The organism is Actinoplanes sp. SE50/110, assembly GCF_900119315.1.
In the GTDB taxonomy this organism is placed as follows: domain Bacteria; phylum Actinomycetota; class Actinomycetes; order Mycobacteriales; family Micromonosporaceae; genus Actinoplanes.
Window position 1 is genome coordinate 2,073,767 of the sequence record NZ_LT827010.1, and the last position, 13,603, is coordinate 2,087,369.

At 70.9% G+C, this 13,603-nt stretch carries 12 protein-coding genes; 6 read left to right on the plus strand and 6 right to left on the minus strand.

What is annotated here, in order from left to right; translation table 11 throughout:
* The first annotated feature begins 9 nt into the window (after nucleotides 1–9).
* The 3 genes from ACSP50_RS09325 (at nucleotide 10) to ACSP50_RS09335 (ending at nucleotide 2,102) form a co-directional block, all read left to right on the plus strand.
* A complete protein-coding gene (locus ACSP50_RS09325; RefSeq protein WP_014688917.1) occupies nucleotides 10–498 on the plus strand; it encodes a gluconokinase in 489 nt (162 codons plus the stop codon).
* 198 nt (nucleotides 499–696) lie between these two features.
* Nucleotides 697–1,263, plus strand: coding sequence for a hypothetical protein (locus ACSP50_RS09330; protein ID WP_014688918.1), 567 nt, complete (start codon nucleotides 697–699; stop codon nucleotides 1,261–1,263).
* Between the two features lie 62 nt (nucleotides 1,264–1,325).
* Nucleotides 1,326–2,102, plus strand: coding sequence for a TetR family transcriptional regulator (locus tag ACSP50_RS09335; protein WP_231956890.1), 777 nt, complete (start codon nucleotides 1,326–1,328; stop codon nucleotides 2,100–2,102).
* 11 nt (nucleotides 2,103–2,113) lie between these two features.
* Here the strand turns inward: ACSP50_RS09335 and ACSP50_RS09340 are convergent, their stop codons facing one another.
* Both ACSP50_RS09340 and ACSP50_RS09345 read right to left on the minus strand, forming a co-directional pair.
* Complete coding sequence (locus ACSP50_RS09340) at nucleotides 2,114–2,938, minus strand: metal-dependent hydrolase (RefSeq protein WP_014688920.1); 825 nt, start codon at nucleotides 2,936–2,938, stop codon at nucleotides 2,114–2,116.
* A gap of 110 nt (nucleotides 2,939–3,048) precedes the next feature.
* Nucleotides 3,049–3,447: a DUF1707 domain-containing protein gene (locus ACSP50_RS09345; RefSeq protein ID WP_014688921.1), complete on the minus strand. Its 399-nt coding sequence runs from the start codon at nucleotides 3,445–3,447 to the stop codon at nucleotides 3,049–3,051.
* Nucleotides 3,448–3,668: 221 nt separating this feature from the next.
* Here ACSP50_RS09345 and ACSP50_RS09350 point away from each other — a divergent pair, with 221 nt between their 5' ends.
* Both ACSP50_RS09350 and ACSP50_RS09355 read left to right on the plus strand, forming a co-directional pair.
* Complete coding sequence (locus ACSP50_RS09350; protein ID WP_014688922.1) at nucleotides 3,669–5,102, plus strand: sensor histidine kinase; 1,434 nt, start codon at nucleotides 3,669–3,671, stop codon at nucleotides 5,100–5,102.
* Nucleotides 5,099–5,770, plus strand: coding sequence for a response regulator transcription factor (locus ACSP50_RS09355; protein ID WP_014688923.1), 672 nt, complete (start codon nucleotides 5,099–5,101; stop codon nucleotides 5,768–5,770). The genes ACSP50_RS09350 and ACSP50_RS09355 overlap by 4 nt, the downstream gene beginning before the upstream one ends.
* 489 nt (nucleotides 5,771–6,259) lie before the next feature.
* Here ACSP50_RS09355 and ACSP50_RS09360 read toward each other — a convergent pair whose 3' ends face one another.
* From ACSP50_RS09360 to ACSP50_RS09370, 3 genes are all read right to left on the minus strand, one after another.
* Entirely contained in the window at nucleotides 6,260–6,745 is a 486-nt protein-coding gene (locus ACSP50_RS09360; protein WP_014688924.1) for an NUDIX domain-containing protein, read from the minus strand.
* Between the two features lie 334 nt (nucleotides 6,746–7,079).
* Complete coding sequence (locus tag ACSP50_RS09365) at nucleotides 7,080–8,555, minus strand: diguanylate cyclase (RefSeq protein ID WP_014688925.1); 1,476 nt, start codon at nucleotides 8,553–8,555, stop codon at nucleotides 7,080–7,082.
* 70 nt (nucleotides 8,556–8,625) lie between these two features.
* A complete protein-coding gene (locus tag ACSP50_RS09370) occupies nucleotides 8,626–10,446 on the minus strand; it encodes an amylo-alpha-1,6-glucosidase (protein ID WP_043513803.1) in 1,821 nt (606 codons plus the stop codon).
* Nucleotides 10,447–10,559: 113 nt separating this feature from the next.
* On the opposite strand from ACSP50_RS09370, the gene ACSP50_RS09375 reads away from it, so the two are divergent.
* Complete coding sequence (locus tag ACSP50_RS09375; RefSeq protein WP_014688927.1) at nucleotides 10,560–13,184, plus strand: glucosidase; 2,625 nt, start codon at nucleotides 10,560–10,562, stop codon at nucleotides 13,182–13,184.
* Nucleotides 13,185–13,245: 61 nt separating this feature from the next.
* Here the strand turns inward: ACSP50_RS09375 and ACSP50_RS09380 are convergent, their stop codons facing one another.
* On the minus strand, nucleotides 13,246–13,518 hold the full coding sequence (locus tag ACSP50_RS09380) for a hypothetical protein (RefSeq protein WP_014688928.1): 273 nt from the start codon (nucleotides 13,516–13,518) through the stop codon (nucleotides 13,246–13,248).
* Nucleotides 13,519–13,603: the final 85 nt, after the last annotated feature.

The window sequence follows — 13,603 nt, forward strand, 5'->3', positions numbered from 1 at the left end:
TTCGCGGGAATGGTGCCGATCGTGGTGATGGGGGTCGCCGGCTGCGGCAAGAGCACGGTCGGCGCCGCCCTGGCGGCACGCCTGGGCGTGCCGTACGGCGAGGCCGACGACTTCCACCCGGCGGCCAACGTGGCCAAGATGCACTCCGGGCTGGCGCTGACCGACGCCGACCGGGCGCCGTGGCTCGCCGCGATCGCCGCCCGGATCGCGACGGCGGGGGAGCAGGGGCTGGTGGTGTCCTGCTCGGCACTCAAACGCGCCTACCGCGACGTGCTGCGCGGACCGGACCCGCGGACGTTCTTCGTGCACCTGGTGCTGACGCCGGAGGTGGCGACCGCCCGGGTGAGCGCCCGGGCCGGGCACTTCATGCCGAGCACGCTGGTCGCCTCCCAGTTCGCCACGCTGGAGCCGCTGGCGCCGGACGAGAACGGGCTGGGCGTCGACGCGACCCTGCCACTCGACAAGATCATCAACCGGGTGCTGGGGCGGCTGGCCTAGGTTCGTGCCGTCCGGCGTCCACTGGCGGAACCCGGGTGCCGGGCCTCGCCCGCCCGGGAGTCGATCCGCGATAGTCCGCATTCCGTGACCTGTCGGCCGCGTGGCGCCGACGCCGGCGACCCCGCTCACAGTACTTGAACACGTTCAACAACAGTCCTATGCTCAGCGTTGTTGAACACGTTCAAGAAAGGGGCCGACATGGACCCGAAGATGTGGATGTACCTCGGCTACCTCGTCGTCAGCGTCGCCCTGACGATCTGGGTGGGCACCACCCTCGCCCGCAACGGAATGGTCTTCCTCACCGACGTCTTCGCCGACGACCGGCTGGCCCGGGCCGTCAACCAGCTCCTGGTCATGGGGTTCTACCTGCTCAACCTGGGCTACCTGGCCATCGCCATGCGCACCGGCGATCGCATCGGCAACGCCGCCGAGGCGTTGGAGAAGCTCTCCGGGAAGATCGGCTGGGTGTTGCTGGTGCTGGGCGCGCTGCACCTGAGCAACGTCTTCTTCCTCGGTCGCTACCGGCGTGGCCGACTGCGTCCGGCGGCGCCCACACCCGGCCGCACCCCGTTCCCGGCGTACCCGCCCGGCGTCATGCCGGGCCTGGTCGTCCCCCCGGTGGGCCCGGTCGCCTACCCGTACGCCGCCGGCCACCCGGCCGCGTACCCCCCGCCCCCGTACGCCGCGGCGCCCGCGCGATCTCCGGCACCGCAGCAGAGCACGGTCGGGAGTGCGGCGCCGGCGGCCGAGGGAACGCCGGCATGACTCCCGCCGGGGGCCGTACACCGGCGGCGTCCGGCACCCGGGCGGCCACTACCGTGACGGATGTGACGACCGCCGCCGACGCCGCCTCCCCGCCCGATCCGCCGCCCGACGGCTCCACATCGCCGGCCGACCCGGCCTCGGCAGGGGAGACGCCGCCCGCCGGGCCGGCGGGTCGTCCCCGCCGGGTCCGGGGCGAGCAGACCCGCGAACTCATCCTCGGTACCGCGCTGCGTCTGTTCCAGGAGCGGGGCTACGCCGAGACGACCATGCGGGCCATCGCCCGGGAGGCCGGGGTGGCGGTCGGCAACGCGTACTACTACTTCGACTCCAAGGAACACCTGATCCAGGGCTTCTACGATCAGAACCAGCTCGCCCACCGCTCCGCGGCCGCCCGGGTCTTCGCCTCGGAGCGGACCTTCGCGGGCCGGCTGCGGGGGGTGCTGCACGCCGGGATCGACGTCAACGCGCCGTACCACGCCTTCGCCGGGACGTTCTTCAAGACGGCAGCGGATCCGTCGTCACCGCTCAGCCCCTTCTCCCCGGCGTCGGCGCCGTCCCGGGAAGCCGCGATCGGCCTCTTTCGCGAGGTCGTGAGCTCGTCCGGGCTGCGCCTCGACCCGCAGCTTCGCGCCCAGCTCCCCGAGCTGCTGTGGCTGGGCTGGATGGGGGTGATCCTCTTCTGGGTGCACGACGGCTCGCCGGACCAACGACGGACCCGCATGCTCATCGACGGAGCCGTACCGCTGATCGACAAGGTCGTCAAGCTGTCGCGGCTACCCGTCATGCGCCCCGCGCTGCACCAGGCACTGGGCCTGATCACGGCGTTGCGGGGCACCTGACGGTCGCGCCTCTACCGGGACGCCCAGAGGTTCAGGTGGAGACGGTCCAGCAGGACCGGGGCGAACAGGCCGATCAGCGAGACCACCGAGACGATGGTGAAGGCGGTGCTCAGGATCACCGTCTCGGTCTTGCCGCCGACCTTCACCGCGAAGCGGTTCGGGATGCCGACCATCCGCCACATCCGGCCCCGGCCGGTCGGGATCGGCCAGAAGATCGGCACACCGTTCTTCGTGATCATGTCGCCGAGCAGGTGCACCACGCAGCCGGCGCCGACCGCGAAACCGAGCAGCGGATAACCCCGGTCGCCGGGCAGGTTCGCCGCGGTGAACCAGGCGATCGCGGCGGCGGCCAGGGTGACGATCAGCCAGCCGGCCTTCTCCGCCCACTTCTCGAACAGGCCGCGCAGCGCCAGACCGGCCATGAAGAAGATGATGCCGACCACCGCCCACTTGCCGTAGTGCGCGGCCAGCGCGGTGGTGCCCCAGCCGACCAGCGCGGCGAACGGCAGCGTGTGCGTGAAGGTCCGGTGCCCGTGATCCCGCTTCGGGTCCCGGGACTGCCGGGTCGCGGTGTAGATGCCCAGCGAGATCTTCTCGATCACCTCGGCCACGAACAGCGAGAACACCCCGAAGGTGCGGGCCACCGTGGCCCCGCCCTGATTGGTGGTCACCTTGCCGGACAGGTCGAAGTCGGGCATCAGCGCACCCCCGGCGGCCATCGCGGTGCCCACGCCGATCATCAGCGGTGACTGGTGATAATCGGCGAACTGGTCGAGCGCCCAGCTGCCGGCCAGCCAGGCGGCCGCCCCCGACAGTGCGTGCGACGGACCCATCATGTGCGTCGTCCCTCCCCGAACAAGCTGCGACACTCTCGCAGAGCCGGGCATGAAGATCAACGACCGGGGGGTCCACACCGGAGTGGAGTCGGCCACCCGACAGCCGGCGCTCAGAAACGGGGCCGCGCCGGTACGCCGTGACGGTGCCACCGGGCGTGCCGGAACAAACCCGTCAGCAGGAAGAACAGCGGGAAGACCGGCCAGAAGAAGGTGGCGCCGGACAGCGTCCACAGAGCCACCAGCAGCCCGGCGGCGATCACCACGAGACGGAGATGGCGCTGCATGGACCGGCGTGTCGCGCCCGTCCCCCGATCCCCGCGGGGCAGGTCCCGGACCAGCACGTCCAGATCGTCGCGGAACGTCGCGGCATACGCGGCGCCCAGCCGCTGCTCACCCTCGTCCAGGGTGAGCCGCCCCTCCGTCATCGCCTCCCGCAGCAGCCCGGCGATCTGCTCACGCTCGGAGTCGGAGGTCCGCAGCCGGGGCGGGGTGACTTGTTCGGGATGCACGATGTCCTCCTCGGGTGGTGCCTGCCTCCCAGAGTCCCCGCCGGGCTGCCCGGCGACGTCGTCCGGGCGGCGCAATCGCGGGGAGTGGTCCCGGGATCGATGCCGGCCGGCGGTACGTCGTGGGGCGTACCGGAGTGCCTCGGCGTACGCCCGCGGGCGTACCCCCGAAACAGATCCGAGGCCGATGCCGGGACGCGTCGCAGTGACGTAGTTTCGGCTGCATGAGGAAGCGGCGGAAGCGGGCAACCCGGGCCTGCGGGCCGCCGGTCGAGCCCGGTGGGCCGCCCTGGCGCCGCCGCATCCGCGACGCGCACCGCGGCTGGCCACCCGGCGCCACCGTGATCACCGCGGTCGTCCACCTGGGCGGCGTCAGCAACCTGATCGCGCACGGCGGCCTCTACCGCCCCTGGGACGTCCTGACCACCCTCACGCTGATGGCCGGCCCACTCGCCCTGTTCTGGCGCCGGCAGGCCCCCATCCTGGTCTTCACGGTCGCCGCCACCGCCACGATCATCTTCGCCACCCACGCCATGCCGCACCTGGCCTATGCCGCGGCTGCCGCCGTCGCCCTCTACTGGGTGGCCCGCCAGGGCCGCCGCCAAGCCGCGCTGATCTGCGGCGTCACCGCCTGGGCCGGCTGGGTCGGCGTCACCGTCGGCCTCTCCGGCCGGCTCGGCCTCAACCCCGGCGTCCGCCCGGTCGCCGGTCAGACCTGCCTGGTCGCCGTCCTGCTCGGCCTGGCCGTCCTGCTCGGCGGCGCCGCCCGCATCCGTGCCGAGAACTACGCCGAACAGGCCCGCACCCGGGCCGAACAGGCGCGCGCCCGCGAGGAGCAGGAACGCCGCCAAGCCTCCGAAGAACGCCTGCGGATCGCCCGGGAGCTGCACGACGTCCTCGGCCACCACCTGTCCCTGATCAACGTCCAGGCCGGCGTGGGCCTGCACCTGATGGACCAGCGACCCGAACAGGCCCGCGAAGCACTCACCGCGATCAAGAGCGCCAGCGCCGAAGCCCTCCGCGAAGTCCGCTCCGTCCTCGGCGTGCTCCGCACCGAAGGCGAAGCCGCGCCCCGCCAACCCGCCCTCGGCCTCAACCGGCTCGGCGAACTCACCGCCACGGCCGGCATCCCGGTCCGCACCACCATCACCGGCGAACCGCGGGATCTGCCCGCGGAGGTCGACCGGGCCGCGTACCGCATAGTCCAGGAAGCCCTGACCAACGTCCGCCGCCATGCCGGACCGCAACCCGAAGCGGATGTCGCGGTCAGTTATCTGCCGGCCGCGCTGTATCTGTCGATCCGTAACGGCGGTCCGGCGCCGTCCCCGGCGCCTCCCGGGCCCCCGGCGTTGCCGCTGGCCGGCGATGGCATGGTGGGCGTGCGGGTCTCGGGGCCGGCGCCGGCCGGCGACGATGGGAACGGCGTCGTGGGTGTGCGGGCTCCCTCGTCGCCGCCGGGTGGTGACGGCGAGAGCGGCAGCGGCATCGTGGGCATGCGCGCCCGGGCGGAGGCGCTCGGCGGGCGCCTCGAAGCGGGACGGCCGCCGACCGGCGGCTTCCTCGTGACGGTCATCCTGCCCACCGGCCGGCCGGAACCCGACGAACCGGCGGCCCCGGACACCACCGACAACCGTGTGACCACAAAGGGGAATCGATGATCTCGGTGGTGTTGGCCGACGACCAGGCGCTGGTCCGGGCCGGATTCCGCGCACTACTCGACGCCGAACCCGACATCCGGGTCGTCGGCGAAGCCGCCGACGGCGTCCAGGCCGTCACCCTCGTCCGAGCCACCCGACCCGACGTGGTGCTGATGGACATCCGCATGCCCGGCGTCGACGGCCTCGAAGCCACCCGGAGGATCGTCGCCGACCCGGTCTGCGCCGACACCCGGGTGGTCATCCTGACCACCTTCGAACTCGACGAATACGTCTTCGAAGCGCTCCGCACCGGCGCCTCCGGCTTCCTCGTCAAGGACACCGAACCGGTCGAACTGCTCCGCGGAGTCCGCGCCGTCGCCGCCGGCGACGCCCTGCTCTCCCCGAGCGTGACCCGCCGGGTGATCGGCGAATTCGCCGGCTCCGGCACCGGCCGCCGGCCCGAACCGCCCCGCGAACTCGACCAGCTGACCGACCGGGAACGCGAAGTGATGGCCCTGGTCGCCGAAGGCCTCTCCAACGACGAGATCGCTGCCCGCCTGGTGATCAGCCCGGCCACCGCCAAAACCCACGTCAGCCGAACGATGATCAAGCTGGGGGCGCGGGATCGGGCTCAGCTTGTCGTCTACGCCTACGAGGCGGGATTGATCCGGCCCGGCTGGCTCGCCTGACCCAGCCGATCGCGTGCCCCAAGGCGATCGCCTGCCCAGGGATCGCGTGCGCCAAGGTGACCGCGTTGCCTAAGGCGACTGCCTTGCTGAAGCCGACGGCCTTGTCCAAGCCGACTGCCTTGCTGAAGCCGACGGCCTTGTCCAAGCCGACTGCCTTGCTGAAGCCGACGGCCTTGTCCAAGCCGACTGCCTTGCTCAAGCTGACTGCCTTGCCCAGCCGACCGGGTGCCGTGGGCAGACCGCATGCCGGGAGTCCAGATGCCTGCCGCCCTCGAACCGCCCCAGACACAACCCGCCCACCCAGGGGGCCGCCCGCCTCCAGCAATCATCGCAGGAATGTGCTGGGCCCGCCGCTGCACTGTGGACAACCGAACAGTTCGAGTTATCCACAGGCCGAACCTCCGACGGCCTTTTTCTGCCACGATGGGGGCCGAACGGAGAACGAATCAGATGCGGTCCTGCCGGATGATGAAACAGGGAGGTGCGACCTCAGAAACCGCCTTCACCGGGAGCGGCGAAATAGGGAGGCGCGTTCTCGTCAAGAGCCAACGCGAGCATGCGCTGGGTGAAACTGTCGAGCTCGGGGAGGGCGTCCAGCGGAAACCAACCGACCGCCAGCGACTCGCTGTCGTTGACCTGGGCCTCACCACCGGTCGCGCGGCAGCGGAAGAAGACGTTGACCATTTGGCATTGATCACCGTTGAGGTAGGTGACGTCGTGTGAGACCACGCCGGCCAGACGTTCGATCTTGATCTGGACCGCGGTTTCCTCCTCGACCTCGCGGACCACCGCGTCGGCCGGTTGCTCGCCGGGGTCCATCAGGCCGGCGATCAGGTGCCAGCGGGCGTTGTCGCTGCGCTGGTGCAACAGCACCTCGCCGCGGTCGTTGAGGACGATCGCGGACACTGTGGGGAACATGATCAGCTCTTGGCCGACGCGGTCGCGAAGGTTCCGGACGTAATCGGAGGCAGGCATTCCCGGACCCTATCGGCGGGCGGTTGCCGCGGCGTGAACGTCGCCGCGACGGGCGCGCCGCCTGGCCGGCCAGCGCCGCCTGCCGCCTGGCCAACCAACGCCATCCGGCCAACCAACGCCATCCGGCCAACCAACGCCACCCGGCCGACCAGCGGCCGCGGCGAGTCTGCGTGCCGCGGTGCCGTCAAACGGAGGCCGACTTCGTGGCTCGGGGCGGCGGCGCTCAAAGGCGGCCGGGCCAGGTCCGCGGTCACGCAGGGCGCAGCGAGTCGGCAGTGCGGCGGCGTGGCCGTGGCCGGGCGGATTCTCGGCGCAAAGGTCGGGCGCGGCCTGGTCAGGCGGCCGGGGCCGGGGCGCGGACCTCGGGTGCGATCACCGACCGGTTGCGGCCCGCCGACTTCGCCGCGTAGAGGGCCTCGTCCGCCGCCCGCAGCAGTTCCGCCGGGTCGGCGAGCGGTCCGGTGGCCGCGGCCGCCCCGATCGACGCGGTGACGGTGATCAGGGTCTGGCCGGTGACCGGGATGGGCAGGCCGCTGACGGCCAGGCGGGCACGTTCGGCGATCAGTGGCAGGTCGTCGCCGGTGATGTGCGGGACGAGGGCGATGAATTCTTCGCCGCCGTAGCGGGCGATCAGTGAGCCGGCCCGGGCGCCGGTGGCCAGGCGCTGGGCGAGTTCGCGCAGGACGCGGTCGCCGCCGGGGTGGCCGTAGGTGTCGTTGATCTTCTTGAAGTGGTCAATGTCGATCATGAGGAGGGCGATCCGGTAGCCGACCCGGGCGGCGCGGCGGCATTCGGCGGCCAGGACCTGTTCGAAGTGGCGGCGGTTGCACACGCCGGTCAGGCCGTCGGTGTCGGCGGCCCGGCGCTGGGCCGCGACCAGGCCCGCCATCCGCACCATGACCAGCAGAAACATCACGGCGCAGGTGGAGCTGGTGAGGGGGATGCTCAGGTCGCGGCCGTATTGGTGCTCGACGAACTGCAGGCCGGGGACCATCAGCACGGCGCAGGTCAGCATGGTCAGGCGGGCAGGGGTGGCGTCCGGCGGCGCGACCTGGCTGCGCGTTTCGAAGTCCCGCATCGACGGATGCAGCGTGCATGCCGCCAACAGGCCGATCGAGGTGGCGTAGAGGCCACCGGTGAACGGCTCGCTGGCGTTCTGCGCGGTGAGGATGCCCAGGACGGCGTATCCGGTGTCGGCCACGAACATGGTGCCGAGGTAGGCGAAGAGCAGGCCCAGGGCGACGCTGCGGGCGCCCGAGCCGAGCACCAGCCGTACGGCGAGCAGCAGCATCACCAGGTCCAGCACCGGGTATGCCGCCTCGGTCAGCTTCGCCGGCAACGAGATGGTCGGGTCGAAAGCCACCGGCCCGACCAGGAAGACCCAGCTGAGCAGGCCGCTCGACAGCGCGAGGACGAGCGCGTCGACCGCGCTGGCCAGGTGCCAGCCGGGCGTGCGGCGCCGGATGAAGACCAGCACCGCCGCGCCGATCAGCACGTAACTGGTCAGGTAGAAGACGTCGCTGAGCGCGGGCTCGGCCTGTTCGCTGTTGTTCAACACGTTGTAGCTGAAGATGACGTCCGCCACCGCGTACGAGACCTGTCCCAGGGCCAGCACGACCCAGCCGGACCGGCGGGCCGGCCGGTTGATCGCGATACCGGCGAAGATCGCCAGCGGGGCGCCGCAGGTGACGATCATGTAGGGGATCTCGTACACGTGGAACGGCAGGCCGGCGAGCTGCCCCGCGCAGCGGAACAGCGCGCAGAGAGCGGCGAAGGCGAGCCAGAGCCGCCACAGCCGGGTGCGATCCATCCGCTCATCGTCGCGACCCCCGGTTGCGATTCGGGTGCGATTCCGGGCAGCGGACGGTTTCCGGCAATGGTCAGAATTTACGGACCCGCAGGTGCTCGGCGACCGACCAGGCCTGGAACGGGCAGCCGGTGCCGGTGTGCGGGGCGTCCCCGTCAGCGGTCTCCGAGATCGACCCGAGCCCGTATTCGGCCAGGTGGTGGTCGATGTCGGCCAGCACGTCGGGGACGTCACGGCCGAGCCGGCGCCAGGCCGACACGTACGGCCCGGTGAGCCAGGGCCAGACCGTTCCGGTGTGGTACGCGGTGTCCCGCTCGGCCGGCCCGCCCCGGTGCCGCCCGTGGTAGCCGGGAGTGCCGGGCGCCTGCGAGCGCAGCCCCATCGGGGTGAGCAGGGCCGCCCCGATCCGGGTCAGCACCGCCGGGTCGGGGCGCAGCGGCGCGTGCGGCAGCGACCAGGCGAGCAGCTGGTTCGGGCGCAGCGTGTGCTCGCCGAGCACGTCCTGGAGCAGCCCGGACAGGGTCGGGAAGGACCGCGCGAAGCTGTCCCGCGCCTGGTGCAGCAGCGGCGCGAAACTGTCGTCGAGGGTGGCCAGCGCGTTGATCCACAGCGCGTTCACCTCGACCGCCTTGCCCGAGCGCGGGGTGATCGGCACGCCGTCGACGCGCGCGTCCATCCAGGTCAGGGCCTCGCCCGGGGCGCCCTGCCGGAGCAGGCCGTCGTGCGGGTCGGCACGGATGCCGTACCGCGTACCGGCAATATGGTGGTGAATGATGCTTTTGAGGGAAGGACCAAGTTCCGCGGCGAGATCGGTGTCGCCGGTGACGGTGACGTGCCGGTCGACCGCGTGCATGAACCACAGCGTGCCGTCGACGGTGTTGTACTCGACGCGGCCGGTGTCCGCGGTGTTCGCCACCATCCCTTCAGACAGATGTGCGGCGTACGCCGTGAGCAGCTCGCGCCCCTCGGCAACCCGCCCGGTCGCGAGGAAGAGCCCCTCGTAGCTGATCATCGTGTCCCGGGACCACGCCCCGAACCACGGGTAGCCGGCGATCACGTCCGGTCCGGTGCGCGTGCGGATCACGAACGCGTCCGCGGCCAGGGTGAGCGGATCCGTGCCGATCCGCCGGTTGCGGGCCCGTGCCCCGTCCACCACCCGGGCCGCCGGCGGCGGCGGATCGTCCAGCTCACCGGCCCAGGCGGCGATCTCGCAGATGTTCCCGGGGGCGTCGAGCGCGGCGTGGAAGCTGCCCGCGTACCACAGGTCCTCCTCGGCCGGCAGGCCCCGCGACGCCTCGGCCCGGTAGTGGACCTTGCGGAAGCGTTCGCCGGCCGCGGCGAAGCCCGGCCCGGCGATCCGGTAGGCGCCGGCGAAGACGCAGCCGTCCGCGACCGGGAGCGACATGCCGGAGAAGCCCGACGAGTGCTGGTCCCGCCAGGTGCACAGCGCCTCGACGGCCAGCTGCACCGGCCCGCCGGAGATCAGCCGGTGCACGACGGCGACCGCCGGCCGGCCGGTGACCATCGCCAGCTCCCGCTCGATCACCACGTCGCCGATCCGCCACCGCCAGCGTGGGATCCCGTCGATCAGGGCGAAACCGGACAACAGGGTGTGCCCCTGCGGCTCGATCGCGCCGCCCGCCCACTCGTGGCAGGCGAGCCGCACCCGCGCTCCGGACGGCAGCGTCACGACCGGATCGAGAGAAGCCAGGCCCAACATGCGGGACGCCGGGGTGTCCCCGGCCACCATCAGCAACCCGTGATATCGCCGTGTCCGCAGCCCTGTGACGGTGCCCATGGCATAGCCCCCCACCCCGTCGGGTACCAGCCATTCACGAGACGATCCACTGGTCAGATCGGTACAGACCTGCGGTCCGAAGGTGATCGGGCGCACGGTGGACACGGATGGGGACCTCCGACCTATGGGCAGAATCGGCGGAGCCGACACACTTGACACCAGACCGTGACAGTCTCAGTGTGATCGACTCCTGGTCGTAATTGGTGGGGATGGTGAGAACGGACGTGTCGGAGCGGGATCGGCTGGCCCAGGCCGACTCCGGCGAGCAGCCGTGGCGAGCCTGGGGTCCCTACCTCTCCGAGCGGGCCTGGGGAACGGTTCGTGAGGACTACAGCGAGCACGGGACGGCGTGGGACTACTTCCCGCACGATCACGCCCGGTCCCGGGCCTACCGGTGGAACGAGGACGGCATGGCCGGCGTCTGCGACGACCGGCAGACGTTCTGCTTCGCCCTCGCGCTGTGGAACGGCAAGGATCCGATCCTCAAGGAGCGGATGTTCGGCCTCGGCGGCGACGGCGGCAACCACGGCGAGGACGCCAAGGATTACTGGTGGTATCAGGATTCCACTCCCACCCACTCCTGGATGCGCTGGCGATACCACTATCCGCAGGCTGAATTCCCGTACGATCAATTGGTTCGCGTGAATGGCCAGCGGTCCCGCACCGAAAGCGAATACGAACTGGTCGACACCGGCATCTTCGACTCCGACCGGTTCTGGGCGGTGACCGTCGACTACGCGAAAGCCGGCCCGCACGACATGTGCATCGCGATCACCGTCTCCAACCGCGGCCCGGAGAAGGCGAGCCTGCACGTCCTGCCCACCCTCTGGTTCCGCAACACCTGGGCGTGGGGCCTGCCGAACCGTCCGGTCCCGGAGCTGACCGGCACTCCCGGGCGGCTCACCGGCCGGCACCGCTCGATCGGCCAGATCACCCTCGACGCCGAGGGCAAGCCGCCGGCCCTGGTCTGCGACAACGAGACCAACGCGCAGCGGCTGTGGGGACTGCCCGGGCGCAGCCCGTACCCCAAGGACGGGATCAACGACTTCCTGGTCGACGACGCGCCGACGGTCAACCCGGCCGGGACCGGTACCAAAGGTTCCCTGCACTACCTGGTCACCCTCAAGCCCGGCGCGACCCGGACGATCCGGCTGCGGCTCACCCAGAGCGACGCCCCGCCCGCCCCGCTCGACCTGGGCCGAGGCTGGACCGCGGTGATGCGCGACCGGCAGGCCGAAGCCGACGCGTTCTTCGCCGGGATCATCCCGGCGGCGGCCACCGAGGAGGAGGCCGCGGTCGCCCGGCAGGGCATCGCCGGTCTGATGTGGGGCAAGCAGTTCTACCACTTCGACGTGAAGCAGTGGCTGGTCGGCGACCCGGGCAACGCGCCGCCGCCACCGGGCCGGCGCCACGGCCGCAACAACGGCTGGTGGCACATGAACAGCTTCGACGTGATCAGCATGCCCGATCCGTGGGAGTACCCCTGGTACGCCGCCTGGGACCTGGCCTTCCACTGTGTCAGCATCAGCCGTGTCGACCCCGGCTTCGCCAAATCGCAGCTGCTGCTGCTGCTCCGCGAGTGGTACATGCACCCCAACGGCCAGATTCCGGCGTACGAATGGTCGTTCGCCGACGTGAACCCGCCGGTGCACGCGTGGGCGGCGCTGCGCGTCTTCGAGATCGACGGCGGCCGCGACTACGACTTCCTGTCCCGGGTGATGCACAAGCTGCTGCTCAACTTCACCTGGTGGGTCAACCGCAAGGACGTCGGCGGCAACAATGTGTTCGAGGGCGGCTTCCTCGGCCTGGACAACGTCGGCCCGTTCGACCGCTCCGCCGCGCTGCCGGTCGCCGGTGTCCTCGAACAGTCCGACGGCACCGGCTGGATGGCGATGTACGCCCTCAACCTGCTGGACATGGCGATCAATCTGGCGCTGCACGACCGGGCCTACGAGGACATGGCCACCAAGTTCTTCGAGCACTTCACGTACATCGCCGAGGCGGCGTACCGGCAGGGCCTGTGGGACGAGGAGGACAGTTTCTTCTACGACGTGCTGCGGCTGCCGGACGGGCACAAGGTCCCGCTCAAGGCCCGGTCGATCGTCGGCCTGCTGCCGCTCGCGGCGACCACCCGGCTCACCTCGGATACCCTGAACCGGCTGCCCGAGGTAAACGCCCGGGTCCGCTGGATGCTGCACAACCAGACCGACTACGGCGACGTGATCAGCGCCCGCCGGCTCGGCGGCGCCGACCGCCGCCGCCAGCGGCTGCTCAGCATGGTCGGCCAGGAGCAACTGCTGCGGATCCTGGCCAGGTTGCTGGACCCGGAGGAATTCCTCTCGCCGTACGGGTTGCGCACCCTGTCCCGGGCCCACCTGGAGAAACCGTTCACGGTGTCGCTGGGCGGCTCCGACTTCACCGTCGGCTACGAGCCGGCGGAAAGCACCAGCGGCCTGTTCGGCGGCAACTCGAACTGGCGGGGGCCGGTCTGGATGCCGGTCAACTACCTGCTGGTGGAGGCGTTGCGGGAGTTCGCCGAGTTCTACGGCGAAGACCTGCGGGTGGAGTATCCGACCGGGTCGCAGACGAAGGTGTCGCTGAACGAGGTGGCGGACGACCTGGCTCGCCGGCTGATCGCCCTGTTCGTCCCGGACTCGACGGGGCGGCGGCCGATCTACGGCATGACGGAACTCTTCCAGACCCACCCGGACTGGAAAGACCTGATCGTCTTCCCGGAATACTTCCACGGCGACAACGGCGCGGGCCTGGGCGCCTGGCACCAGACCGGCTGGAGTGCGCTGGTCGTCGACCTGATCCTGACCCTGCACGACTGACCGGCCCGGGTCCTGTCGCCGGGGCGGACCGGTCAGTCGCGGTGTATCAGTTCAGGGGTGTTCAGTTCGCGGTGCTCACGATCGCCTCGGCCACGTGGCGCAGTTGCTCGTGGTCGGGGTGGAAACCGGCGGCGATGTCCGGGTGCAGCCCGGCCCTCGCCTGATCGAGAAGCATCGTGGTGACCTGCTCCACGCTCTCCCCGGAATAGCGCTGCCGGACTTTGACCGTCGCGGCCTGCAGCGCCGAACTGAGCTGGTCCTCCAACGGACCACGCAGCTTCTGCTCCACCGGGTTCAGCGAAAGCGGGTCGAGGGTGACGTGCGGCTCGGCCAAGGTGTCCCTCCGGAGGTCAACGACGCCGTGCGGATACCCGTCGACCAACGCTCAGTAAACCCCGCCGACCCGCCCCCGCACCGCC